This is a genomic window from Paenibacillus sp. EKM10P (genome assembly GCF_011800655.1).
Classification (GTDB): Bacteria; Bacillota; Bacilli; order Paenibacillales; family Paenibacillaceae; genus Paenibacillus; species Paenibacillus polymyxa.
Genome location: NZ_JAALET010000002.1, coordinates 127,473 through 152,369 on the forward strand (window position 1 = coordinate 127,473; position 24,897 = coordinate 152,369).

Annotated in this window: 20 protein-coding genes and 1 pseudogene; 5 read left to right on the forward strand and 16 right to left on the reverse strand. The window is 43.1% G+C overall.

From position 1 onward, the window contains the following. Positions 1 to 219: 219 nt before the first annotated feature. The 7 genes from gerQ to bcaP all read right to left on the reverse strand — a co-directional run bounded on the left by gerQ (position 220) and on the right by bcaP (position 5,885). Positions 220 to 675: a spore coat protein GerQ gene (gene gerQ / locus HFE01_RS05550; RefSeq protein WP_017427029.1), complete on the reverse strand. Its 456-nt coding sequence runs from the start codon at positions 673 to 675 to the stop codon at positions 220 to 222. A gap of 59 nt (positions 676 to 734) precedes the next feature. Beyond that, on the reverse strand, positions 735 to 1,157 hold the full coding sequence (locus HFE01_RS05555; RefSeq protein WP_016820774.1) for a cell wall hydrolase: 423 nt from the start codon (positions 1,155 to 1,157) through the stop codon (positions 735 to 737). 119 nt (positions 1,158 to 1,276) lie between these two features. Then, positions 1,277 to 2,026: an SDR family NAD(P)-dependent oxidoreductase gene (locus HFE01_RS05560; RefSeq protein WP_016820773.1), complete on the reverse strand. Its 750-nt coding sequence runs from the start codon at positions 2,024 to 2,026 to the stop codon at positions 1,277 to 1,279. A 134-nt stretch (positions 2,027 to 2,160) separates the two neighbouring features. Next, complete coding sequence (locus HFE01_RS05565) at positions 2,161 to 2,556, reverse strand: DUF2500 domain-containing protein (protein WP_016820772.1); 396 nt, start codon at positions 2,554 to 2,556, stop codon at positions 2,161 to 2,163. A gap of 188 nt (positions 2,557 to 2,744) precedes the next feature. Then, positions 2,745 to 2,927, reverse strand: a complete 183-nt coding sequence (locus tag HFE01_RS05570; protein ID WP_013371387.1) for a hypothetical protein — start codon at positions 2,925 to 2,927, stop codon at positions 2,745 to 2,747. 152 nt (positions 2,928 to 3,079) lie between these two features. After that, positions 3,080 to 4,330 (reverse strand): YCF48-related protein, encoded by a 1,251-nt coding sequence (locus HFE01_RS05575; protein ID WP_102998020.1) that lies wholly within the window; start codon positions 4,328 to 4,330, stop codon positions 3,080 to 3,082. Between the two features lie 163 nt (positions 4,331 to 4,493). Further along, positions 4,494 to 5,885 (reverse strand): branched-chain amino acid transporter BcaP, encoded by a 1,392-nt coding sequence (bcaP, locus tag HFE01_RS05580; RefSeq protein WP_090890563.1) that lies wholly within the window; start codon positions 5,883 to 5,885, stop codon positions 4,494 to 4,496. A 232-nt stretch (positions 5,886 to 6,117) separates the two neighbouring features. On the opposite strand from bcaP, the gene HFE01_RS05585 reads away from it, so the two are divergent. After that, the gene (locus tag HFE01_RS05585; protein ID WP_107733547.1) at positions 6,118 to 7,047 is read left to right on the forward strand and encodes an L-lactate dehydrogenase; all 930 of its coding nucleotides are present in this window, start codon (positions 6,118 to 6,120) and stop codon (positions 7,045 to 7,047) included. Between the two features lie 123 nt (positions 7,048 to 7,170). Here HFE01_RS05585 and HFE01_RS05590 read toward each other — a convergent pair whose 3' ends face one another. Then, positions 7,171 to 8,274: a DUF3900 domain-containing protein gene (locus tag HFE01_RS05590; RefSeq protein ID WP_167438470.1), complete on the reverse strand. Its 1,104-nt coding sequence runs from the start codon at positions 8,272 to 8,274 to the stop codon at positions 7,171 to 7,173. 383 nt (positions 8,275 to 8,657) lie between these two features. On the opposite strand from HFE01_RS05590, the gene HFE01_RS05595 reads away from it, so the two are divergent. Then, positions 8,658 to 9,872 carry an MFS transporter gene (locus HFE01_RS05595; protein ID WP_090890561.1) on the forward strand — a complete coding sequence of 405 codons (1,215 nt, stop codon included), beginning with the start codon at positions 8,658 to 8,660 and terminating at the stop codon, positions 9,870 to 9,872. A gap of 82 nt (positions 9,873 to 9,954) precedes the next feature. Here the strand turns inward: HFE01_RS05595 and HFE01_RS05600 are convergent, their stop codons facing one another. The 3 genes and pseudogenes from HFE01_RS05600 to HFE01_RS05610 all read right to left on the reverse strand — a co-directional run bounded on the left by HFE01_RS05600 (position 9,955) and on the right by HFE01_RS05610 (position 14,647). Further along, positions 9,955 to 11,676 (reverse strand): ABC transporter ATP-binding protein, encoded by a 1,722-nt coding sequence (locus tag HFE01_RS05600; protein WP_107733621.1) that lies wholly within the window; start codon positions 11,674 to 11,676, stop codon positions 9,955 to 9,957. Positions 11,677 to 11,684: 8 nt separating this feature from the next. Continuing rightward, positions 11,685 to 13,519: pseudogene (locus HFE01_RS05605) on the reverse strand (ABC transporter ATP-binding protein); the annotation flags it as partial. A gap of 138 nt (positions 13,520 to 13,657) precedes the next feature. Beyond that, on the reverse strand, positions 13,658 to 14,647 hold the full coding sequence (locus tag HFE01_RS05610) for a helix-turn-helix transcriptional regulator (protein WP_019687376.1): 990 nt from the start codon (positions 14,645 to 14,647) through the stop codon (positions 13,658 to 13,660). Between the two features lie 702 nt (positions 14,648 to 15,349). Between HFE01_RS05610 and HFE01_RS05615 the strand changes: the two genes are divergently transcribed. Further along, positions 15,350 to 17,311 (forward strand): endonuclease MutS2, encoded by a 1,962-nt coding sequence (locus HFE01_RS05615; protein WP_107733545.1) that lies wholly within the window; start codon positions 15,350 to 15,352, stop codon positions 17,309 to 17,311. A gap of 117 nt (positions 17,312 to 17,428) precedes the next feature. Here the strand turns inward: HFE01_RS05615 and HFE01_RS05620 are convergent, their stop codons facing one another. From HFE01_RS05620 to HFE01_RS05640, 5 genes are all read right to left on the reverse strand, one after another. Then, positions 17,429 to 18,334 carry an ROK family protein gene (locus HFE01_RS05620; protein WP_107733544.1) on the reverse strand — a complete coding sequence of 302 codons (906 nt, stop codon included), beginning with the start codon at positions 18,332 to 18,334 and terminating at the stop codon, positions 17,429 to 17,431. 68 nt (positions 18,335 to 18,402) lie between these two features. Further along, positions 18,403 to 19,209 carry an HAD-IIB family hydrolase gene (locus HFE01_RS05625; RefSeq protein ID WP_107733543.1) on the reverse strand — a complete coding sequence of 269 codons (807 nt, stop codon included), beginning with the start codon at positions 19,207 to 19,209 and terminating at the stop codon, positions 18,403 to 18,405. 473 nt (positions 19,210 to 19,682) lie between these two features. Beyond that, a complete protein-coding gene (locus HFE01_RS05630) occupies positions 19,683 to 20,903 on the reverse strand; it encodes an MFS transporter (RefSeq protein WP_019687379.1) in 1,221 nt (406 codons plus the stop codon). Between the two features lie 33 nt (positions 20,904 to 20,936). Next, positions 20,937 to 21,938, reverse strand: a complete 1,002-nt coding sequence (locus HFE01_RS05635) for an ROK family protein (protein WP_019687380.1) — start codon at positions 21,936 to 21,938, stop codon at positions 20,937 to 20,939. A gap of 244 nt (positions 21,939 to 22,182) precedes the next feature. Then, a complete protein-coding gene (locus HFE01_RS05640; protein ID WP_019687381.1) occupies positions 22,183 to 23,139 on the reverse strand; it encodes a tyrosine-type recombinase/integrase in 957 nt (318 codons plus the stop codon). A 466-nt stretch (positions 23,140 to 23,605) separates the two neighbouring features. Between HFE01_RS05640 and aiiA the strand changes: the two genes are divergently transcribed. Continuing rightward, positions 23,606 to 24,361: a quorum-quenching N-acyl homoserine lactonase AiiA gene (gene aiiA / locus HFE01_RS05645; RefSeq protein WP_107733542.1), complete on the forward strand. Its 756-nt coding sequence runs from the start codon at positions 23,606 to 23,608 to the stop codon at positions 24,359 to 24,361. Positions 24,362 to 24,720: 359 nt separating this feature from the next. Then, positions 24,721 to 24,888, forward strand: coding sequence for a hypothetical protein (locus tag HFE01_RS05650; RefSeq protein ID WP_167438469.1), 168 nt, complete (start codon positions 24,721 to 24,723; stop codon positions 24,886 to 24,888). Positions 24,889 to 24,897: the final 9 nt, after the last annotated feature.

The following is a 24,897-nucleotide window of genomic DNA, read 5'->3' on the forward strand; positions in this document are numbered from 1 at the left end:
GTTTAAATCATTCATCAGCTTATATTTAATTATATAACTATACTCTATACAGTCAAACTACAAGCAATGTCAGAAAAATCAATCCCTCTATCATTTAGGTCGAAAAGCTCTCATTTTCGCCTCTTACCACCAAGAAAGCAACTATATTTGAGAAAGAATATAAACAAAATACATCCCCTGCCGTTTGGCAGAGGATGTAAACTCATATATATGAAGGCATCAGCGAACCGGAGATCCGCCCGGGTTCCCGATGACGCCGGGATATTGGTACAACAATGGCTCATCAAAAGTTGCATAATCTAGGTTTAACATCAGCAGAATGGTCCGTTTGCCTGTCGCCGGATCACTAATAATAATATGGTCCCGACCTGCTGCTTCCAGAATGCCTTTGAATATTTTAGCATTCCATTCTCGGTTATTTTCATAGGTCATATAAAAAGTTCCCGTTTTGCCCAAGTTCAAGCGTAAAATATTCTCGATGTATGATTGCTCGTATTGAGGAGTCTGAACCTGCACTACCGTACCCGTTGGTGTCATAGGGCTGCCACTACTTACTTGAGGTGGAAAGCCAGTCATAGGTTGCATGGTTCCGGCTGGAGCCATTCCTCTTGGCCATTCGGGATATCCATTGCCGGAAGCATAAGATACGGGACGGTAAGCTTGCTGTGAAATCATTTAAATTCCTCCTAAAATGGTTTTAATTTTTAAATTCTTCAAGCCATCCTGAAAGGTGTCTAATATACATTAGGACAGTCCTGTGCAGTCGGGCTAAAAAAGCAATGGGCTTTAAAGCGTCCGGTATTGGTCTGGTTATACCAGGTACCCGGGCAGTCTCCAGCCGGTCTGAAAAACCATAATGCATTGGATGCTGGACGTATTTTTTCACCATTGATTACACGCTGGGCAAGTCGAATGTCCCGATCACGGGCCCTCTGATAAAAATACCCCTTCTGAGTAGCCTCAAAACCTCCGGGGCTTTGAAACACCATGTCATTCATGAGGCGTATCCCTTGGAAATCTAGGCAATTGGCTAAAATTCGGTTCACACCGACATTGCCAACCATGAGCATTCCTGACTCGCCTTCACCTTCAGCCTCAGCCCGCATCAGCCGGGCGAGGGTCCTCACATCCTCTGAGTTGGTCTTGATTACAGCCACCGCGTCCCCTCCTTGCTTCTCCTTCACATACCCTATCCTATGGTACAAATGCCCAATAGGTGACAGTCCAGAAAATAAAAAAATAGCCCCAAGAATGGGACTACTCATTTAGGCTTTTATCATGGCTCGTAGATCATCTTACGCGTCATGCCACCATCGACCACTAGATTCGTGCCTGTTACAAAATCATTGCCGGGTTGTGTTAAATACAGACAGGCTCGTGCGATGTCTTTAGGGGTCCCTACTCGCCCAGCCGGATGCTGTTGATGGTCTTCCGCACGTAATTGCTCGTAATCCCCGGTTTCAATCCATCCTGGACTAATACAATTGACCTGAATCCTATCCTTTCCTAGCGATATGGCCATCGCGTGTGTAAGGGCGGCTATGGCTCCTTTGGATGCTGCGTAGGCTTCTGTGTCCGGCTCTGACATGAAAGCTCGTGTAGAGGTCATATTAACCACTGAGCCCCCTTCTGCGTTTCGCTTCATTACCTTAGCCGCTTCTCTGGTTGCAATAAAACAACTGCGTACGTTTGTATTCAGAATGTCATCCCATTCTGCTACGGTTAACTCATATGGAGATTTCCATCTGGATACGCCTGCATTGTTAATCAACGTATGAATTGTACCGTATTCTTCTTCCGTGGCACGGATCAGCGCTACAATATCTGCTTCCTTACGCACATCACAAGGAATAAAAATAGCCTGATGACCCTCGTTCCGGGCTGCTGCAGCGGCTGCGGCGCCCTCTTCCTCATTGTAGTCAGCAAATACAACTTTGGCACCCTGAGCAGCATAGGCAAAAGCGACCTCTTTCCCGATGCCATGCGCCGCTCCTGTTACAATAACAACTTGTCCTTCAAATGACACGACTTATTCCTCCTCTGAACTACTCTGTTTTAGTATATATGTACCAAAATGTGCCGTACAAGAAACATTCACAGCCCCCTACCCTGGCTCCTCGCAGAAGGCTGTAAATGAGCATGAATGTTTTTGACTGAATCCTACATTTTAACCTGCTCCAAGCTATAACGATTAAGACGCTGAAACCCGATATACCTTGTACCTTGAAAAGTAAGCCGTCCCTCATCCCCTTCAGCACATTGACCATATTCTTCCCCTGATACCTTAAACTCCATCCGGTCGCCACTCTCCACTTCAAAGGTTACATAATAGAAAGTATAGGTACGACTCCCTTGTTCCTCTTGGCGCCTCTGTTGGAGATGTGTCCTTCTGGCCGTAATGCGGGAACCCACCGTCAACACAGGCTGCCGCTTGTTCCGGCTCCATTCCATGACTTCCCTGCCCGCAGACAACACGACAATACCCAACACAACTACGAAAAATACGGGCAATACCGTACCCAGCCAATCGAACATCCATAATGACTCAAATCCCATGCACCGCACTCCTCTCCGCCAGGCATTCCACAGGGAAACCACTGGGCATCCTGACCTGCCTCAAGCCTTCTATAACAGTATATGTATGTTGCTGCCCAAATTTGATAGCAACCCTCAAGAACGCCAAGAGCCTCCACGGATTAATCCGGGAGGCTCAAGATATGGCGATATCAGAATGGCTCATCGATTTACACATGTACAAGCTGGAGATAACGTTGTGTTTCATCCAGAACTTCATGATCTTCTTCTTCGGCGTAACGCTCTGCGCATTGCTTGCAGTCCTCTTCCGTCGTGCAACCGTAGGCATCCTGACAAGTGTAGCAAAATTGAAGGTAGTATTGGGTTAACATATGATCCTGATTCGCTCTCATGATTATCACTCCTATCGTTGTTTACAGGTTTAGTATAACAGTGGCTCATTTGTTAGTTTGTGATTTTTTTCACATGTTGTCGTATAAAATTTAAATTTTTTAAAAATAAAACGCCCTGGGAAGACATCCCAGGGCAATCACCTTTATCGTGATTACAAAATTCTCCAGTTCGCACCACCATCTGTTGTTTTTAACAGCAGTGATTTCTTGTCGTCGAGTCGTTCCAAAAGCAGCCAACCTACCGATGAAGAAGCAAAACGCAGCTTGACTGATCGTGGGTAGTCTTTTAGCTTCGAAGGCAGCACCTTGTTGCCTTTGAGACTTGTCCACGTCTTGCCTCCATCTATTGTACGGCTCATTCCGTTTACGGTTATAACCCATCCTTCTTTATCGCTTAGAAAGGTACGCCCAGGAGTTATAGAATTATTATTGCTACTCAGACCCAATGGCACATCATTCCATTGTGTTCCTGTATTATTCGTAAACAGCCCGTTATATTTGGTACCGTTATCCCCATAGCAGAAAACCGGAATCCAGTATGAGGAACTGTTACCTTTAAGAGACTGCTGAGCTTCTGCCTTAGCCTGAGGGCACCCTTGCATGCTGTTAGCGACTGAAGTCCACGTTTTCCCTTGATTCGAAGTTTTATACAATTTCACGCTATTGTCCACGTTAATCGCCACAAAACCCTGATTGTTGGAAGAAAAGCTCATTCCCGCCATACTGCCTTGATCGGGTAAACCTGAGCCTGATTTGTTGGAAGTCATACCAGAACTTTGCGCAACTTTATTCCACGTGGCTCCTCCGTCCGTGGTGTGATACAACATTTTTTGTTGATCCTGCTCATTCAGTTTTGTATAAGCCATGATCCAGCCTGTGGTTGGATTTACATATTGAATCGAGCTTACATGGTCTCCGCTAGGTAGCGCTGAAACATCCCAGCTCTGCCCTCCATCTGCCGTTCTTAGAATGACTGTTGCTGTTTGGTCCAGATTTTGGCGGACGACCCAACCGTGACGTGAATCTGTGAAACTGATATCCTTGCCATATTCAAGCTTGTCTTGAAATTGGACGTTTTCAGAAGGAGAAATATTATTCCATGTTTTCCCACCATCATGGGTATCATAAAGTCGAAGCTCATTATGGGTAACTCCCCAAACCAACCCTTTATTGTTATCGATTAAATGAAAATCCGCGATTCGTGTCTGTACTACATATTTGGCGTTTGGATCGCCAGCCTTTGGGGTTACCGGCGGATTAATAGTTATCGTTTGTCCCTGGTCATCTGGTTCCTCAATCGGAGGTTTAGTTACAGTTTTTGGGGGTTCAGCAGAACAGGCAGTTAGCAGGATGCCCGTCAATAGCATTACTCCTCCCAAGAGCGCACGCCAGCGCAGTTTCATATCAAAATCCTCCCTCGATGGCATGCGGTAATCACGTGCCAAAAGCTTATCTGAAACAGAATTATACCATAAACACCCCTATGTGACACTTTTCGCGTAATGACAAAAAAAACCGGCTCCTTCACAAAAGTGAAGAATGCCGGCTTTTTTCATACTAATATTGTTAGGATTTATGATTCAACAAACTTTTGTGATATCCATAGAAGAAATAAATCAGTAATCCAAGCAGTAGCCACACGATAAATCCGATCCAGGTGCTGATATGAAGCTGAAGCATCAGACCGATGCAAACCAAAGCACTCAGTAGCGGAAGTAACGGAACCCATGGTACGGTAAACCCTCTTTTTAAATCTGGTCGTGTCTTCCGCAAAACGATGACCCCAACCGAAACTACAGCAAAAGCGAACAGGGTTCCAATACTCGTCAAGTTGGTCAGTGCATGTAACGGGAACAAACCACTTGCCAATGCGATAATGCTACCCACCAGCCATGTGCTTCGAATCGGTGTTTGAGTTTTGGCATTTATCTTAGAAAGAAAAACGGGTAAAAGACCATCTCGTGACATAGAAAAAATTAATCGTGTCTGGCCGTACAACAGCACCAGCAAAACGGTCGTCATCCCAGCAATCGCACCAACTGAAATTAATCCAGCTACAAAATCCTGATGAATAAAGCGGAGAGCAAACGCAACCGGATCACTAACGCCCAACTGCGTATAAGGTACCATTCCCGTTAACACAACTGAAACGGCAATATACAATATCGTGCAGATCGCTAAAGAGGAAATAATGCCGATGGGCATGTTCCGTTGCGGATTGCGTACCTCTTCAGCAGCAGTTGAGATAGCATCAAAGCCTAGATAAGCAAAAAATACGATTGCCGCAGCACTCAATACACCAGAAAATCCATAAGGCAAGAACGGTGTCCAGTTGGCAGGCTTAACATAAAAGATTCCAATTCCAATAAATAGCAGTACGACCCCGACTTTGACACAAACCATAATGAAATTGAATCGGACCGTTTCCTTGGCTCCGAGACTAAGCAACAGTGTGATGAGCATGATGATGCACACCGCTGGCAGATCAATAATGGTCCCCTTGGTCGAATCGAAGGCTGCGGTTAAAGCTAACGGTAGATGTATATCAAATCCGGCCAGCAAGCCTTGAAAGTAAGCAGACCAGCCACTACTCACAGAGGCGGCCGCCACTCCATATTCCAGAATCAAGTCCCAACCTAGTACCCAGGCCAGAACTTCTCCAAAAACAATATAACTATATGCATAAGCGCTCCCAGCCGCGGGAACTGTAGATGAAAGCTCTGCATAGCACAAGGCTGCCAATACGCAGGCAATCCCTGCAATAACAAAAGAAAGCATCAAGCCGGGACCTGCATTTTCTGCTGCTGCCTTGCCAGTAATAACAAAAATCCCTGTCCCGATGATGCATCCTACTCCTAGCATGGTGAGATCAAAAGGCCCCATTGTTCTCTTTAAGTGACCTGTAGATCCGCTTTCCTCGTGCGAGAGCAGTCCTGTTTTTTTTCGAAATAAGTCCATATTCCTAATCCTCTTTCCATAATTTCATGCGTCAATATCGGTGCTGCAACGCTTTAGTGCATGTTCTTATCATTCGATTAATTATTAGCGAGCTCGCCTTTGAAGTCAAGGAAAAATGTCATATTTCTTTGCGGTGGGTTAGTATATAGGGTACACTAAGTTGGAAAGATAAATTTTTAAGTAATATCCCAAAATGAAAAGGTATACAACCCGAGAAGGAGATGAGGATTTTATGAGCTTAAAACCTTACAAACGAAGTAGAGTGGCTATTGTCGGCATGGGAGCGGTTGGCACAACAACCGGCTACACCCTGCTGCTGCGCCAACGCATGCAAGAACTTGTCTTTATTGATGTCAACGTCAAAAAGGCGAAGGGGGAAATGCTCGATATGAATCATGGGCTTCCTTTTCTCGGCGGTGTCAAAGTATGGGCGGGTGATTATGAAGACTGCCGTAATGCAGATATCATCATTGTTGCAGCGGGAGCTTCACAAAAGCCGGGAGAAACACGTATTGATCTGCTTAAACGTAATGCCGAAATTTTTGAAAGTATTATTGATAATATCATCAAGGTCAATACACATGGCATTTTGCTGATCGCAACCAATCCAGTGGACATTCTCTCCTACATCTCTTGGAAACGCAGTGGTTGGCCTTCAAGCAGAGTCATTGGATCAGGAACGTTGCTGGACAGCGCACGCTTCCGCTATCTGATCGGGAAGCAAAAGGGCATCGATCCACGAAGCATCCACGCCCATATTATTGGAGAACATGGTGACTCTGAGTTACCTGTATGGAGCACAGCCAACGTGGCTGGAACTCCACTGGAGTTGGACGAAGGAACGAAAAATGAAATTTTTGAGAATACGAAGAATGCTGCCTATGAAATTATAGATGCCAAAGGCGCTACATCCTACGCCATCGGGCTGGCTCTTGACCGTATCGTAGCCGCTATTCTCGGAGACGAGGGGTCGGTACTTAATGTGTCCACCCTGCTGGAAGATTATAACGGTGTATCTGACGTTTATTTAGGTGTTCCAAGTATCGTGGATCACAATGGAGTACGTGAAATTTTGGATCTTCCGCTCAATGACGAGGAACGTGCAAGGTTGGTTCAATCTGCGGACAAGCTGAAAGATCAAATTAGTAAAGTGCATATGTAATTCAGTAAGTCAAGAATATAAAAGCTAAACAAAAACGGACCTCCACAGCGGATACATCCGTTGTGAGGTCCGTTTTTTTATAATATAATTCCGTTCGTTTGTCGCCCTGCTATGCGTTCCAAATTACCAAGGTGGTGTATCGCCATCCATACCCTCATTTTCATGTTGCCGTTTCTCTTTGAGCCGCTCAGCCACCGTTTCAAAGGATTCAGGTTGTAGCAGCTCAATCGGAGAAAATCCCTTTTCAAACGTAAATGCATCACCTTCAATAATAAGTGCATATCTATCCTGAAGTTTCGTGATATGCAGCTTGGCACCAAAGTCGGATAGTAACCCACGCACAGCCGTATCATCCAGTTTGAAACGAACTTCAATTTCCGGTTTTAGCTCGACAATATGCTGCGCAGCTTCTACGACCTGAAGAGGTTCCCATTTTCCTTGCAGATCCCGTTTTTCGCTGGCCGCCCACAGCTCCAGATCGCGCTCTTCCTGCTGTCTTTCCTCATTAGATGCATCCGGCCATTTGGTTTCTACATAGTTCTGAACAAAGCCCATGACATGCTCATTAACGATTTCCGGCATGGATTGCTCATAAGTGACGAATTTCAAAAAATCTTCAAAATACCGCGCATGCGAAGACTGATGTATTTTAAGCTCCCACTCATCGTTCATACCCTCCTCCAGCATGTAGGGATACATGATGGATTTCATATTACGGGCTGAAATGGCCATTTCGACCTCACTGACCAGGCTGCTTTCAGTAATTCGTGCAATTTTGGGTTCAAAATCACATTTGAGTACAAAAATAAACGGGTCGTCAGAGTGGGTATTTAATGTAGCCTGTACAATGATCAGTGCTCCACCTCGTACCGCGCTTGTATCCAGGTACATCCGCACCAGGTCATCACATGCATTTTTAAAATCTTCCTTATCCTCTGCTGCTCGTAGTCGAGCGAACATATTGAAATTCGGATTACTGCTCAGCTCATGTTCCGGTTCAACGATAAAGCGGCCGATTTTAGTCGGTGCCTGCTCTGTGCTTGGATTTTTTTCAACCTTTCGCTTGCTAATGCGAGCAAATTCCCCGTCCAGAAATTTTTTGACATCACTCTCATCGTAATCATAGTCATCCATTGTAGCATAATGCTTGTAGGACCTACCGCCTTGTCCTTCTTTCCCGTCTACCTGAATCACAAAAAAAGATAAAAAGTCCACTTGAAAGTTCATTTACGTTCTATACGCTCCTTTTCAGGCATGTACGCGTAATTATATCACTATGATTTTAAAAGGTACATCGGATTCAGATTCTGGTAGATAATAGACACGTAATAGTTAACATAATATTTATTATGTAATTTTGTTTTTTTATTTGGATATCCCATCCAATTTGTAAATATGTAGTGCTCCACCCCTTTTCTATTCTAATCCGCTTTTTTTGCATGATTGACTATTTCCTTTTCTATTCTCTATTTTATTCAGGGATTACAAAAAACATTTGACTAAATAGCAGTATATTTATTATATTATCTATTATTATATAGACAAATTATAATTTTGTTTATAAAAATATTCAAAGAAATACTCTGAAAATAAGAAAGGAGAGTTTGTTGTTGTTTAAAAATCCATATATAAGGACCATTATTGCCTCCAATGCGTTGCTAAATTTGGGCATCTGGGTGCGGAACTTTGCCATACTGTTGTATGTAACAGATCTGACCCATAATGATCCTGTATACGTATCGCTCATTTCGGTCGCTGAATTTGCGCCTATCTTTCTGTTTGCCATCATTGGAGGTACATTTGCAGATCGTTGGCGGCCTAAACGGACAATGGTTAGTTGCGATCTGCTGTCGGCCGCGTCTATTTTTATCGTGTTGCTCGCATTGTGGTACGGGTCATGGCAGGTGCTCTTGCTATCCACTTTCTTCTCGGCCATTCTATCTCAATTTTCTCAGCCATCTGCGATGAAAATATTAAAGCAGCATGTAGCACCAGAACAGCTCCAGGGAGTGATGGCTCTTTTTCAGTCTCTCATGGCATTATTTATGGTTATTGGTCCTGTCGTCGGTACATTTATTTATCAACACTTTGGAATTTTCTCTTCATTGTCTATAACAGGAATGTTGTTTCTTATCTCTGCGCTTGTTCTAACTCGTATCCCACAAGATGAGCAAGTAATTGAGATAGATCGACCAACTCATTTCATTGAAGAGCTTAAAGAAGGAATACGTTATGTATGGAATAACCGTACACTTCGCACGCTTGGAGGAACATTTACCATAATTGGGCTGGCGGTCGGACTTATTCAACCATTAATGGTTTTTGTAGCTATCGAGAACCTTGGACAAGATAAGGAATTTTTACAATGGCCGTTAATGGCGAACGGAGCGGCTATGCTGTTGGGCGGCGGTCTGATTATGGGGGTTGCCAAAAAAGTTCAGCCGCAATTGCTGCTGGCGGCTGGACTTCTGGTCAGCACACTGACAACCTTTGGAGTCGGATGGTCGCACAATATTGTGCTGACAATGGCATTGCAAGTACTCAGCGGTCTATTTTATCCTTGCATTCATATTGGTATCAACACGATGATGATGAAAAATGCCGAAGCTGCTTTTATCGGCCGCGTCGGTGGTGCCCTCTCTCCCCTGTTCTCGGGGATGATGGTCGTGGGTATGAGCATCGGCGGTACACTCAAACGCGAATCCTCCCTGAACACCGTATATACCGTGAGTGCCGGTTTATTTTTACTGGGAGCGATGCTGTTGTTACCATTGCTACGTGACAGGCAGCCTGTACAAGCTGTCATAGCCGATGATTCTGAATAACACCACAAGAAACCGCCCTTGGTAGATATGACATCTCCCGGGGCGGTTTCTTAATGTTTGTATCCTGAGTTCATACAGACTATTACTCTCTTACCTCATGCTGTCTGTTCCACAATCGTGCATATAGGCCGTTGTTACCCAACAGTTCATCATGTCTTCCCTGCTCCACGACCCTTCCTTTGTCCAACACTACAATACGGTCTGCGTTTCGAATCGTTTTAAGCCGATGAGCAATCGCAATAACTGTTCGACCTTGTACAAGACGATTAATAGCCTGCTGAATATCCCTTTCATTCTCAGGGTCCAGCGAAGACGTAGCTTCATCTAGCAAAACAATCGGCGAATTTTTAAGTATAGCGCGGGCAATGGATATCCTCTGTTTCTCACCGCCCGATAACGTACTGCCTCCCTCACCTACCCGGGTATCATATCCCTTGGGTAGCCTGGATATAAAATCATGGCAACAAGCTTGGCGAGCAGCAGCTTCGATTTCTTCCTGTGTAGCATCGCTTTTGCCAAATCGAATATTGTTCGCAATGGTATCTTGAAACAGATATACATCCTGGAACACCATAGATATCTTGCGCAATAGCGCTTCCGTATTCATCTGTTGTATGTTGCTTCCACCTAATAGCACGCTGCCCTGATCCGGGTCGTAAAAGCGGGCAATCATCCGCAATACCGTACTTTTTCCGCTGCCGGAGGGTCCTACTAGTGCTGTGAAAGAACGAAACGGTATAGACATACTCACATTCCGCAATACTGGCTGATCACCATATCCAAAACTTACGTTTCTTAGTTCAATATCGTGTCTCTCCGAAGGCAACTGGTCACCCGGCATCACTGGCTCGTTCAGCAATTGGACGATACGTTCACCTGCCTGCTCGTGGTATCTAAATTCAGCGAAGTTTACAAGTGCAGTGGTTAGGGGATCATAAATACGTGTTCCTACAATCAGAAAAGAAACAAACACAATAACATCCAACTGACCCGCCAGCAGTAGATATACACCGATCATAACCATCCACGTCAAGCCAGACCGCATGAAAGCAATAGCAGCCAATACAATCGGTCCTAACAACCCTTCAATACGGATGCTGTGCCGCATCAGTTCTCTAAACGCAAGCTCCAGCCGGACAAAACGCTCACCAGTTAGCTGGTAGGCTTTAATCACCCGAATACCATTTAAATACTCTTGTAGACGATTCGCAGCATTGATTTTGGCACGCATATGATTGGCCCCCAGCCGCCGCTGGATACGGGAAGTAAGCAATACCAAGCAAATAGCCACCGGAAAAGCAGCAAACAATGCCAGCGCCATCCGCCAATCTAAAAAGGATAATCCAATTAATGCCAGCAGTGGCATCGTCACCGCCCCGATCATCTGCGGCACCAAATGGGAAATCCCATGTTCCACCATTGTAAAATCACCCATCATCATATTGGCTAGGTCACCGGGATCGCGTTTGTTCAGAAATCCCAGAGATAGTCTACGCAAATGCTCAGCTAGACGCGACCTCCCGGTTACCGAGGCATCATAGGCTCCACGGTATTGGGAACGATAAGCCGGAATCTCACACAGAAACAGCAGAAGTAGCGACAGGAGCAGACCTCCACTAATCCACCATAAGCCAGCAGATTGGAGCGAAGCTCCCGGATGGATGAAAGGCTCGAAAATCAGACGGGCCGCCCCTACCAGCAAGGCAAAAGGAACCAACCCTGCGATATTGGCTAAGGTTGTGTATAATATCGGTTTTAACAGTACCCTTGGATTTCCAGCCGTGATACTTTGCAACATTCTCATCATTGAGCCGCCTCCTCTTCCCGTGCCCCAATCTGCCATTGTCCGACATCCGTATAGGCCTGCCATAAGTGGGCATACAGGCCGTTTACTTCCAGCAACTCACTGTGCTGACCCCGTTCAGCAATACGTCCTTCCTGAAGCACCAGAATCTGATCCGCATGCTGAATAGTAGACAAACGGTGTGCAATAACAATAACCGTCTTATTTTTCATTAGTTCTTTTAATGCCAGCTGCATTTCATATTCATTTTCAGGATCAGCAAATGCCGTAGCTTCATCCAATACGAGAATAGGTGCATTTTTGAGAATGGCACGTGCTACCGCAAGTCGCTGCTCTTCTCCGCCCGATAGGTATACCCCGCCAGCTCCGATGAGCGTATCATAGCCGTTCGGCAGCTTACAAATGAACTCATGACACTGTGCTGCCTTTGCAGCCGCTATAACCTGCTCCATAGAAGCCTTCGCATCACCTACGGCAATATTGTTAAATACGGAGTCATAAAACAAAAAAGTTTCCTGAAATACAAAAGCAACCGTATCCATCAGGTTAGATGTGCTCATCTGGCGGATATCGGCCCCACCAATGCGGATTGCACCTTTCTGTACATCCCAAAAACGCGGCACCAAATTGGCAATCGTCGATTTACCGGAACCAGACGGGCCGACTAAAGCGGTCATTTTCCCTTGTCTTGCCGTAAAAGTGATATTAGACAGCACATAGGTCGATGGATTGTCATCTCCGTCCTCATGCTTGTTAACCTCTTCTGTGTTTCCATAGGAAAAGAAAACTTGCTCGAACTGCACATCATAAGTAGTCGGCTTTTGCGGATGTGCTGGCTCTTGTATTGCAGGTTCTTTAAAAATACGGTCAATCCGATCAACGCCTTCATTAATATCACGCATTGAAGACATGAGATGCATAATTTTAAACATGGGTGCTGACACCCCGGGGGCCATTACCAGAAAAAATAGTAACACCGAGGCAAATGCAACATTCTGCGGGTTACCACTCAACAGGTATACACCGACAGGAAGTACAAAAGCAGCGAATGAGCCAATAATTACCTTAAAGACGAGAAAGCCAGTTTCAAATTGGTCAGTGAATCTCATGCAATATTCACGATAATGCACCATATCGGAATAAAACTTACGAAACGAATGCACCGTCTGTCCAAACACCTTGATTGCGGGTATACCACGGACATACTGCACAGCCGATCCGTTTAGACGTTCCAGTGAGTTGTAATATTCCTTGATGTTATCCTGTGTTTTGGAGCCACCGATCAGCCTCATTTGAACGGTGAAAGCAAGCAGAATCGGCACGATACAAGCGAACGCCAACCATATATTCAAGCTAAACATGGCAACAATCATCACTACTGCTGTCACGATAACCTGCACCAGATCCGGTAATTGGTGAGCGACAAACGTCTCTACTTTTTCCACATTTTGCTCCAAGGTCTTTTTGACAGCCCCCGTGGAAGTGCCATTAAGCCAAGCCATCCTAAGGGGAGCTTACCGATGTGCGCAGACAGCTTGACGCGTAAGCCGTATAAAATACGGAAAGCCGCAATATGTGAGATAAGCCCGCCGATGTACATTGTAATAAGGCTGGCTAATAAACCTGCTAAAGCAATCAGTCCCCATTGAATCATCAATGGCCCGTCTGCTGTTGTAGGTTGTGCAGCGTGCTCAAGTAGCTCCTTGAGTACAAAATAAACTGAAGCATAAGGCACCAGCATGAAAATGGCACTTAAACCGGAAAATAAAGCGGAAACAGCAAGTAATCCGCGTTTTTCCCCAGCGATTTGAAGTAATCGGGCAATGCCCGTTTTTGGTTGCATGAATCATTTCTCCTTTCCAAATACGGCAGTTGCAGAATGCTTGAGCCTGTGTCTATTGTAGGCCCACATTCTGCTTCCTACCGCCAATTCCGGGAGAAACATCACCACTGGAAGGAGAGTTTTATAAAGATGAAGGTTTTATAAGGAGCATAAATTCTTATTTTTTCGGTAGGCACTTGGATTGTAGCCATATGTTTTACGGAATAGTGCGGCAAAATGACTAAAGTTACTATAGCCGACTATCGCTGACGCTTCACTGACTGAAATCTGCTCCTGTTCTAGCAGTTGCTTGGCTTTTTCCAGTCTCTGCTGGCGCACAAAGCCAAATACTGTTGTGCCGAATAGCTCTTTAAAGCCATTTTTCAGTTTTTGCTCATTAATATGTACCATCTGTGCCAACCGAATCAGACTGGGAGGCTGCACCAGTGTACGGAGTAAAATGTCTCGCGCCTCGTGAATACATTGCACATCAGTGGGTTTAATTGTCATAGAAAGTTTAGGTGGAGAAGTGCGTATTTCTTGCAAAAACAGAGCCATCAATTCCAGCGTCTTGCTCTCCAAGAAAAGCTGACGGGTTATGCCCTCATAAGAATGAGACGACAATTCCTGAGCAATAGCCCGCATATCAGGAGTAATCAACGCTTCTATGCAAGCAAAAGATTGCTCCAAACGAATACCCAGTTCCTGTAGTAACTCTTGCCATAGCAATGGATTAAAACGCAGCTCTAGATGATTCATCACATTACTAGCTGCTATCTCTGCGTGAATCTTCACATCATTCATGTAGACGAGCTGTACATGTCCCCCGTGCTCACGATCTGAACGAAAATCATCCACAGACCAAGTGGCGGAATAATCGATGTTTAGTGCCAACTCCAGATAAGGCTTATCAATTCTTCTTGATATCTGGACTGGCTCATGAAATAACATTTTGCTTTGTGATAGCTCAAGGCCATTGCGTAAAAAATGTGTTCGATGTATTCCGTCTCCCCACTTTTCGGGTATCTGATAAAAATGTTCGTGCTGTATTCCTGCTGGAGTGGAGCTATTTTCATGAATCATTAAGTTGGAATCGATTATCTGATTAAAATATTCATTAAAAGTAGACGGTGAAGTTTGTGTCTTCATCTTGTCATCACTTCCTTCTTATAGCTGGATTCGCAGGACATACGAGTTTCATTCACCATTACAATTATAATGATTATCATTCTCAATTAAAAGATGATAATCATTCGTTGAGTAATGGGTTTACATAATATATATTACATAAACCCATTATCCTCATGGTCACTTTTACATCGAATTGAAGAAGTTGCCCTTGACTTCATTACCTGTCTGATCGTATATTATGGATAGATCTTCAATTAAGGGAGAGATTTTAATGTCGGTGAACGTTCTTAACTAAGCAATTGCATATTCAGGGAAGACCATCAGGCGCTTGTACCCTTTAGGGACAGGTTTGTTTCTTGCTGAGTTTTTACCCTGGTATTAGTTAAGAACATGCGGATATCATAAATCGCCTTAGGGATTATTTTCATCTAGGCCTTATTCCGTGCTGTGTTCAGCACGGTTTTTTTGTTTCCAACTTTTGTGAACTCCTTTTACACGTTTTTCTATTCATAAGCCAATGAACTGATATGTTGGTTGGCCTGTGGATTAAAACGCAGAATTGATGAGAGCACATGCTGGATTATAGGCTTATTTGATGATACACTCCCTCTCCCTTAAAGGGCGGAGAATGAACGTTTTGTTCATTCTCCGCCCTTTTTTTGTTTTTCAGAAAGGTTTTAAAAAATCCTGTCAATACACAACTAAAGGAGAGATTTATCCATGAATGAAACTACAATGTTGCGTTTGGAATATGATCAGATTAAAACAAGAGTGTCTGAATGTGCTTTTTCATACCTAGGTAAGCAGCATGCCACTTCCATGCAGCCAATTACAGATATCCGTACAATCAAAATTCGTCTTAACGAAACGAGCGAAGCTTTACAGCTCATTCGCCACGGAGCTAGCGTACCTGTTCCTTCATTGGAAGGAATGGAGCACATTCTGCACCTCTTGGGAACTGGCTATATGTTCAGCGAGCGTGATTTTTCTCATTTGGCCCAATTCATCAGAAGCTGCATGCAGCTGATGAAATATATGCATGCCAAGGCGGAATCAGCTCCAACCGTCAGTGCTTATGCCTCTTCCATGTATGGCATGGAGTCACTCCTATCCGAAATCGAGAGATGCATTTATTCGGGTCGAGTAACGGATAATGCCAGTAAAGAACTAGCTAAAATTCGCAAAAAAATTGCAGTTACTGAAGAACGTATCAAGAGGAAACTAGATTCTCTTATCAGCCGTCACCGATCCATCATGCAGGAAAATATGATCAGTCAGCGCAATGGCCGTTACGTCCTTCCGATCAAAAAAGAATTCCGCAAACAGGTGAAAGGCAATGTACTGGATGAGTCAGGTAGCGGTCAGACCGTCTATGTGGAACCTGCCGAGATCATAAATCTGCAATTCGAACAGAGCGCAAATATGGCAGAAGAATCAAAAGAGGAAATGAAAGTGCTAGGAGACCTGACCGCAATGGCTGAGTCATACAACCGTGAACTAAGCATTAATACAGAGACGGTAGGCATACTGGATTTTTTATTAGCTAAAGCCAAATACGCTATGACTCTGGATGCTGTCTCTGTCGAGCTTAACGATGATGGGATAATAGATATCTATGGTGCACGTCACCCATTGATGGCCCATACTATGGTGCCGCTTGATTTCTCAATTGGTGAAGGTTATTCTTCACTTATTATTACCGGGCCGAATACAGGCGGAAAAACGATGGCTCTCAAAAGCGTAGGTTTGTTAACACTCATGGTGCAATCCGGCCTGCTGGTACCTGTTTTGCAAGGTAGCCGAATGGCTGTATTCGAGGACATTGTGGTAGACATCGGGGATGGCCAAAGCATTGAACATGCTTTGAGCACCTTTTCTGCTCATATTCGCAATATGATTGGCATTTTGGAAACGGCAGGCAGCTCTACTCTGATCCTGATCGACGAAATGGCCTCTGGTACTGATCCGGGAGAAGGCGTAGGCCTATCTATCGCGTTGCTGGAAGAATTTCATCGTCGCCGTGCGACAGTAGTGGCTACCACGCACTTTAGCGAAATCAAGCATTTTGCTGAAAACACACCGGGGTTCCAAAATGCTCGTATGGAGTTTGATACCGAAACGTTGCAACCCTTGTACCGACTTCGCATCGGCGAGGCCGGGGAAAGCTACGCATACGCAATTGCTTTGAAGCTAGGCATGTGGACTCGCATTATCGAGCGTTCTGAGGCCATTTCTGCTGGAAGAACGTCTCAGGATGCACAGGAGTTTTTGGTTATTCCCCCTTCTTTTGATGATAAAAAGTCTGACGATGTATATAAACCTGCCTCTAAAAAAGCATCTACAGACCGCACAGTCGCAAAACAGGGAAAACAAGAGCACCCGCTCATAACCAAGCCATTTGCTCTTGGAGATAGTGTTTATGCCAGCTACCTAGATCGAACCGGTATTGTTTACAAAACCGAGGATGAACGAGGCAATGTTGGAATTTTGATTCAAGGACAAAAGCTGATCATAAATAAAAAGAGGCTCACTCTTCACATCGCTGCAACAGAATTGTATCCTGACGACTATGATTTGGATATTGTGTTAGAAACAAAGGAAAACCGCAAAAAACGGAAGCTTCTAACGCGCAAGCATGTTCAGGGGCTGATAATTGAATCTCCCCCGGAAAATGAAAAATAAGTTGCTTTGAAATGTTATACGTATCAAACAAATAAACATAATATATATTATGTAAACTTAAAAAAGCAAAAAGGCGTGTCTTAAGTTCAAGGCACGCTCTTTTACTTTTATTTTATCTTATACCTCAAGATGGTGTGACTGCATGTAGTTGTATATAGCACCTAGCAAATTCGCTTCATTGCCTAACTTACTTTGTTCAATATCTGCACGCACAAAATTTAAGATCGAATGCAGGTAAAGTTTCTCTAATTCTTCTTTAATGGTAGCAACCAGCAAAGGATTGGCAGATATGCCTCCCCCGATCACAAACTTTTGAGGGTCAAGAATTGTTTGTAAATTAATAATTTGTGTTGCGATGTTCCTACAGTATTCTTGAAAAATCTTTTGTACCGTGTGATCACCTTCTTCAATAAGCTTGAATACTTTTTCACCTGTTATAGCATCTTCAGGAAGTCCTTTAGCCTTGGCAACAGTTTTAGCTAAAACAGAACTACTCCCTTGCATACCAAGCAGATAATCAACATTGTCTGCATGCTCATTGTTAGTTCTGATGAAGGAGAATTCCCCAGCCGATAAATGATGGCCTTTCAGCAATTTCCCTTGAGAGATGATTCCACCGCCCATTCCTGTTCCAACTACCAAAACAACACCATCAGCGATCCCCTGTAGTGAGCCGCGCCATACTTCTCCAAGAGCTGCACACTTCCCATCATTTTCAATAGCTATAGGCAAATGAAACGCTTTCTTGAAAACTTCGATCATATTGATATCGTTTATATACCTTAACGAACCACCATGCACCATATGACCAGTGACCGAGTCCACAATACCTGGCATGCTGACGGCTACTCCTTCACATTCATCTATAAACTGATTATGAATTTGCTTCAAGACTATAAGCAGATTCTCTAGTGAATCTAATGGTGTAGCAACTTTACCTTTCCTCATAAATTTATCTTGAAAATATAAACTGAATTTAATAAAAGAGCCACCAATATCAAAAACCAGTATTTTATTTTTCATGCTGCTTATAGTCCTCTCATTGGGTAGTGTGAAATCTGGAGTGTATCTCTTAATAACGATAATTAATATTAATGCTTTTGTAAATCCATCATTTTCTTTATCGTTAATAACACACCGTTCTCTTCATTGGATTTGGTGATAAAACTTGCTGCATTTTTAGTATTCTCACAAGCATTTTTTACAGCAAAACTGTATTTGGCAATACTCATAAGCTCCACGTCATTTTCACCATCTCCAAAAGACATGGTTTCGTCCATAGTAACACCCAATATCTCTTGGAGTTTTCTTACCGTCTCCCCTTTATGGGTATGAAGGGCTGTAATATCCAGCCAATTTGCTTCAGAATCTACAATATAAATTTGGTCTAGCAGCGTCTTTTCAATATGTTTTCTTAAAATGGAACTTCTCCCTGATGGATCGTAAACAGTTATTTTAAGAAAGTTGCTATTTATTTGATCAAACGAATCAATCTTCAGCACTTCCTTGTAGGAGCCCTTCACAATCTTGTAATATTCCTCTTGAATTTGAGAGTGGACATAGGCTGCTTCAGTTGTACATGCGATGATAATAAAATCCTTAGCGAAAGCTTCAATTTGACTGATCGCTTGTAATGCCAAATTACGTTCAATTGTAAACTCTTTTACAACAACTCCATCCCTTTTAATACGAGTAACACTGTCTCCCAAAATCCAGATTCCTTTTCCGTGCTCATCAAACAACTCTTCTACTCTTTCACATTGCTTACCTGTACAAGCAACAAAGGCGATATTATTTTCTTTCATCTCTCCGTACACCTGATTAAATAATTCAACATCAAAAGTACCACTATTGTTCAGAAAAGTACCATCCAAATCACTTACTACCAGTTTAAACATAAATAAGCCTCCCTTAATTGTTAGAGTTTCCTACCTGTCAGTTCATACTTACGGTTTTTTATGTTCTTTCCAGGGATCAATATCAAAGTCTCTATTAACCTAAGACATTTTCAATCCCCACATTGTCCCACTCCCTTGTATTCGTATCTCGACCTTTAGCAAAACCTATCCAATGTAATGGGCTCGAAACAGATTCGGTTCACTTCATAAATCACTTAATTAAACATGTTAATAAAGTGAGTAAAAAAAGCATCTTTATTAAGTGGATACAAAGCTACTCGAAAAAATCATCGATGGAGCGGTAAGGCTTTACTTCTATAGGATCTCTTGATAACACTAAACAACAATACGTTCCCCCCCATATAACTAAACACAATAAAATGAGTGAGATCATAGGGTACTCTCCTTTCTCTTTTAGGTTATATATTTACTTTAGCCGATGAAACGCGTTTCAGGTCAAGTTGTAATTTGTCTTAACTCTTCAAAATTTTCTTCTTCAGTATCCGATTCACTTGTTCTGAACTGAGCAGCATAAAAAGAAGGAACACAACGACTGCAACTGGAAAAAAATGAATACTTACCTGTGAAGCTATAATCCCAAAAATGGGCGGGAGCAAAGTCGTTCCTGTATAAGCAACTGCCATTTGATACCCCATGAGTTTAGCGGAATTTTCCTTACCAAACCGTGTTGGTGTTTCATGAAGAAGTCCAGGGTAAATCGGCGCAAGCCCTAAACCAATAAGAATAAAACCGGGTAATAAAAAGGCAACAGGCAAAGGAAGCAACAAAATGAGTCCTCCTGCAACAGCAGTAAGTTGGCCAATTCGGATTAACATACCATTATTTATTTTTATAGTTACAAACCCCGTAATAAGCCTGCCAACCGTGATTCCACCATAGTATAAAGATATCCAACCAGCAGCAGTGTCGGCTGTGATGTTCCTTGCGCCTACCAAATAGCTGGCTCCCCATAAGCCCACCGTGGCTTCCACACCACAATAAAACAAAAAAGCAATGAGCGTGTTCTTAACTCCTTTCATTCGAATTGGATTTTGTTTGGGTATGTTCTCAACATGTACGATATTGTCATCCATCTGTGAGTAGTCTGATGGGGATTCAGAAATAATGGGATTTTGTATCGCGGTAACACGTTTCCATAATGGCAGTGTAATGAGCAAAATAATAACAAGGCCCCACTGAATCATGGATACGGCTGTGTAACCACTTCTCCATGAATTGTAGTTCGAAATGTAGAAAGACATAATTATCGGCCCCATCGTAGCTCCAACTCCCCAAAAGCAATGCAGCCAACTCATATGATGTGCCTTATAATGAGTAGCCACATACTGATTGAGTGCTGCATCAACAGCTCCCCCGCCAAGTCCAAGAGGGATTGCTAATAGTACAAGCCAAAATAATGAAGGCGCAAAAGAAAATCCAAGTAACGCTCCTGCAGTCAAAAAGCAGCTCAATAGAGTAATCTTACCTGTACCTATTTTTTCAATGATACTTCCGCTAGCTAGACTTGATACAATGGTTCCGCCTGCAACGACCATGGATACTATTCCAGCTGACCCAAAAGCTGCCCCAAGTTCCGGCCACATCACAGGCCATGCTGCCCCAAACAGGGAATCCGGGATTCCCAAGCTAATAAACGCTAGATAAATAATAATCAGAAACCAGGTTGCCAACATTCCTTTCCTCCTCTGCTCAATACGATGATGTCATTATTTAAAGACAATAATAGGACGTTCTAATTCTTTTAGAGTTAACCCTCTCAACCCTGTTTTAAAATCTTCATAAAATAAATCTGAGAGAACAATGTCAGGATACAAAGGCATCTCATGCTTAGCTTTGTAGGCTTCCAAAAAATGATAGAAAGCCTCTTCTTCTATATTCTCTCTATAGATCACAATTTGATTAGGATCGAATACAGACTGTAATATTTGAATAATTTCACATACACTTTTGAAAAAAACTTCTCTTCCCTTGCTTTCATTCCAAACTATAGACGGAAGGAATTTGATTTCACCAGCCAATCCATGCTTGCCCTTTAAAACCCCATTACGCAAATAAATTCCCATCCCCGGTGGTGAATTTTCAGGAAAATAGACAGCTAGCACACATTGATCTTCATCGATCTGTTCTCTGTAAACGTATCCACATACAGCCGCATTTACATCATTCTCCACAATAACTGGCAAACCAAATTGGCTCTGCACATCCTCTGCCAGCCGAATTCCATTCAACCTTTCATGACTGCTGACTGTAATCTCTCCATCTACAGATTGTCCCGGGATTCCAATACCAATAACTTTAATGGAGGGATAAAGAGAAATGATATTTTGAATTATGGAATAAAATTGTGTAGCATCAAAAATTTGAAAGGGATGTTCTTCTTTCATGAGGACGTCCTCGTTTAAATTAACTACCGTGGTCGATACTACATCCATTCCTTGTTTTTCATTAATGTGTATAATCAGTGCCAGACTATACTCATAATTAAAACGATAGGTTAACGCATGTCTACCACCATTTGAAGGAACGATTTCATCTTCAAAAATTTCTCCATTATTAAGCAATTCCTGCATAAGAGTGTTGATAGTCACCACGCTTAAATCAGTCAATGCGGCCAGTTGGGGCTTTGTGGCCTTGCTAACCTGCTTCAATACTTTGCGAACCAGATTCAAGTTTATTTCTTTAATTAAATTTGTATTGGCTTTTTCCATACAGTGCTCCTTTGTTTACAAAATTAGTAAGACCACTTCATAAACCATATTTATAAAGTGATCTCACTAATCTTGTAGCAAAATATTACCTTTGTCAAGACCATAGGATACTGGCTATTAAATAAGAACGTAAAATCATGGTTAAAATTTGCAATTCAAGTTTTAATTCTTTTAATTTGTTTACATAATAATATTTATGTAAACCTAAATTTATTTCAATATACAATACACTCGTGGAACATACTTACAATCCCGTTATTGGGATCTGAATATCCAGCTTATCCATCGCTTTTTCTTTTTCTCGATCTGTAACATGAGTATATACCGTGGTCGTTTGGATGGATGAGTGCCCTAGTAGCTCCTGTACGGTACGTAGATCTGCTCCCTTACGTAATAGCATCGTCGCAAATGTATGCCGCAGCTTATGACTGGAATAAGCCTCTCGACGTTCTATACCCTTTTCTTGCTGGAATCGTTCAAACGTTTCTGTAGCAATCTGTTGAATAGAACGCACTGCCAGACGTCGGCCTTTTTGGGATACGAACATCGCGTCTTCTTTACCTCTCCACGGCGTCAATCTTTCCTCCAACGCTTGCTCTATAAAATCACATACAGCCGTTGGTACTGGCAGGGTACGCCATTTACGCCCTTTACCGAACACATCTAATGTGCGTCTTTCTCGGCTGTAATCCGAGACATTCAAAGAATGAACCTCCCCCACCCGCAATCCCATGTAGACCATGAGCAGAAAAATAGCCATATTACGATTTGCATATTTCCCTTCCACCGCAAGCAAAAATGGCTGAATGTCCTTCTCGTCCAGATAAACGGGCATACGATTCTTTTCAGTCTTTGCTTTTTTGATTCCCGCTGCCGGATTGGTGCTGCATAATTCAAATTCCTGTAGCGCTCTAAAAAAACTATTCACCGCAGCATGCTTGCGGTTCCGCGTACTATCTCCGGCGCCTCCCTCCCGCGCTTTAGATAAATATGACATCACATGAATCTTTTTCACCTGGTCGAGTGGTTTATCACGCAATGTACGTAAAAACTGTTTTACATCCCCTGTGTAATTCTTTTGCGTATGTATCGTATATCCGGCATCCTTCATCCAGATCAAAAATGCTTCCAGCTCCTCATTATACACTTCATCAATTTCGTCTATAGTATCCAGATTCATATGACGCAGTTCTTTTTTCATCGTGCTTGCCTCCATTCAGTTCAAAATCCGAAAAATGCTGTAAAACAATCATTTTCGTCTGATTTTTATCGACAATCCAATCGACATCTTATGCAGGAGAGCATCTAAAAGTCGTTTTAAACCTAAACTGCGTATAATTTATATTATACGCAGTTTTTTGAGCCCTTTTTAAGTATAAATAAAGCGTGTCTCTCTTGTCCAGTCTATGTACTTACCCTTTTTTGTTCATCCGATTATACGTCAACACATACTGCCTGTCTGACGGCAGATTCCTGCTGGACGCCTACATGCCTTATCATTTAAACTATTAGAAATTAATTTTTGAAAGAGATGGGATTACGGCGAAAGCATGAGACTCCATCGCCCCATCTTACAATGAAGTACAAGCATCATTTTCTGCCAGCTATAATTTCGTTTATAAACTACATAATAATTATTATGTAAACTAATACTGGAGGATGATTGTATGATTAACAAATTGCACTGGTTGCCGGTCGGTCAGCTTGATATTGATCGCTCCTCACTCAACCATCATGCACAGCCCGGTGAACTGGTGCGTCTGCAAATCTGGTCGTATCTGCTGGAGACAGATCACGGTCCGATCCTCATAGATACCGGTATGCCAGATTCGTTTATCGACAACCCAGATTATTTTAAAAGTACACCGTTTGAAGGACGCTTCATCCCCCGTATGACAGCCGATGATAGTATCGTGGCAGTACTGGATCGGATCGGCTATCAACCAGACGATATTCATGCCATCGTTATCTCCCATATGCATATGGATCATGCCGGAGGCAATCCGCATTTTCCGAATACACCGATTTATGTGCAGCAGACCGAAGCAGACGCTGCGATCGGTAATCTAGAGTATGCGCCGCCGGAATGCGTGCAGACAACCTTGAATTACCGACTGCTCCAAGGGGACCATGAGCTGGTTCCGGGCTTGCAACTGCTCTATACTCCGGGTCATTCGCCGGGTCATCAGTCCGCGCTGATCACAACAAAGGAATCGGGTCCGATCATGCTGACGATTGATGTTGCCTACACTCAGGAGAATTACGCAAACGACGTGCCATTTGACGGCTTTGACCGTGAACAGACGCGCCAGTCAATTGCCCGCATTCAGCAGATTGTGCAGGAGGTCAAGCCGAGTCTGTTGTTCTTCGGTCATGATCCTGAGCAAGTAGCTGTTCAGCCGGTATATCCACAATATAAATAATGATAAATGTTGTAGCCTCTTATTCTTTTCTTCTCATTAGGTAGTTGTAACCTTTGCAGTTTTGGTTGGCTCCTCACCACAGCTTCCAGCAAATTGATAAGTGATTCCATATATGTGAAGCTAATTGTCCCTAATCTCCTGTTATCGCCAGCATAAGGAAGTATATCTAAGAACTCATGGGGTGAGTAGCTGTCGACACGGTAGGGATGATGAGGATAAGTATTTTGCTGTCTCGTTCCGTTTTCCCTTGATCATCCAGCACGATATACTTAAAGAAGTCGAAAGGCAACCTTATATTCAGTCTATGCTTATTTCTAAAATGTAGATTTATTCATGACAAAGGGAGTGTTCATTTATTTATGAGTACCGAAATGCTGGAACGTCGAAGTGAGATTTTAAAACGAAACATTCATCAGCTGCTGGTTCAGGAAAATCACCACGGTGTGACACGGCAGGAAAATTACACGTTGCATAAAATGATCAGAGAGCTGCATCAAACCTCTCATGCCTTGAATACTTCCCGTTGAGATGAAAGG

Coding starts and splice junctions, on each gene's coding strand:
- HFE01_RS05570 (WP_013371387.1), bottom strand. CDS start 2,927: ATGAGAGCGAATCAGGATCATATGTTAACCCAATACTACCTTCAATTT.
- HFE01_RS05585 (WP_107733547.1), top strand. CDS start 6,118: ATGAGCTTAAAACCTTACAAACGAAGTAGAGTGGCTATTGTCGGCATG.
- HFE01_RS05640 (WP_019687381.1), bottom strand. CDS start 23,139: ATGAAAAAAGAACTGCGTCATATGAATCTGGATACTATAGACGAAATT.
- HFE01_RS05610 (WP_019687376.1), bottom strand. CDS start 14,647: ATGAAGACACAAACTTCACCGTCTACTTTTAATGAATATTTTAATCAG.
- HFE01_RS05565 (WP_016820772.1), bottom strand. CDS start 2,556: ATGGGATTTGAGTCATTATGGATGTTCGATTGGCTGGGTACGGTATTG.
- aiiA (WP_107733542.1), top strand. CDS start 23,606: ATGATTAACAAATTGCACTGGTTGCCGGTCGGTCAGCTTGATATTGAT.
- HFE01_RS05630 (WP_019687379.1), bottom strand. CDS start 20,903: ATGTTGGCAACCTGGTTTCTGATTATTATTTATCTAGCGTTTATTAGC.
- HFE01_RS05615 (WP_107733545.1), top strand. CDS start 15,350: ATGAATGAAACTACAATGTTGCGTTTGGAATATGATCAGATTAAAACA.
- HFE01_RS05650 (WP_167438469.1), top strand. CDS start 24,721: ATGAGTACCGAAATGCTGGAACGTCGAAGTGAGATTTTAAAACGAAAC.
- bcaP (WP_090890563.1), bottom strand. CDS start 5,885: ATGGACTTATTTCGAAAAAAAACAGGACTGCTCTCGCACGAGGAAAGC.
- HFE01_RS05575 (WP_102998020.1), bottom strand. CDS start 4,330: ATGAAACTGCGCTGGCGTGCGCTCTTGGGAGGAGTAATGCTATTGACG.
- HFE01_RS05635 (WP_019687380.1), bottom strand. CDS start 21,938: ATGGAAAAAGCCAATACAAATTTAATTAAAGAAATAAACTTGAATCTG.
- HFE01_RS05590 (WP_167438470.1), bottom strand. CDS start 8,274: ATGAACTTTCAAGTGGACTTTTTATCTTTTTTTGTGATTCAGGTAGAC.
- HFE01_RS05625 (WP_107733543.1), bottom strand. CDS start 19,209: ATGTTTAAACTGGTAGTAAGTGATTTGGATGGTACTTTTCTGAACAAT.
- HFE01_RS05620 (WP_107733544.1), bottom strand. CDS start 18,334: ATGAAAAATAAAATACTGGTTTTTGATATTGGTGGCTCTTTTATTAAA.
- HFE01_RS05600 (WP_107733621.1), bottom strand. CDS start 11,676: ATGAGAATGTTGCAAAGTATCACGGCTGGAAATCCAAGGGTACTGTTA.
- gerQ (WP_017427029.1), bottom strand. CDS start 675: ATGATTTCACAGCAAGCTTACCGTCCCGTATCTTATGCTTCCGGCAAT.